The sequence below is a fragment of the Halomonas sp. KHS3 genome (assembly GCF_000830495.1).
GTDB lineage: Bacteria > Pseudomonadota > Gammaproteobacteria > Pseudomonadales > Halomonadaceae > Vreelandella > Vreelandella titanicae.
This window is the reverse complement of the sequence record NZ_JWHY01000023.1, coordinates 1-271: the sequence shown is the minus strand read 5'-3', so window position 1 is coordinate 271 and position 271 is coordinate 1. Positions and strand designations below refer to the sequence as shown.

1 rRNA gene is annotated in these 271 nt (G+C 54.2%); it reads right to left on the bottom strand.

Annotation, left to right across the window (positions count from 1 at the left end):
• A 5S ribosomal RNA gene (gene rrf / locus RO22_RS23750) occupies window positions 1–73 on the bottom strand; the annotation flags it as partial.
• Window positions 74–271 lie beyond the last annotated feature (198 nt).

The following is a 271-nucleotide window of genomic DNA, read 5'->3' as shown; positions in this document are numbered from 1 at the left end:
CATCGGCGCTAAGCGGTTTCACTTCTGAGTTCGGCAAGGGATCAGGTGGTTCACGCGTGCTATGGTCGTCAGGCGTAACTGTTAATGTACATCATGCTGACGAGCAGGCTTTCTAGCGTTGCTTGCTCAATTGTGTGCGTCTCATCGCCTGTCGCCCTGGCGTTATGTCGCTTGGGCCACACGCTGCGTATCCGGCTTTAATGCTCGTCATCATTACGACCAGACCCCTTGGGTGTTATAGGGTCAAGCCTCACGGGCCATTAGTACACGT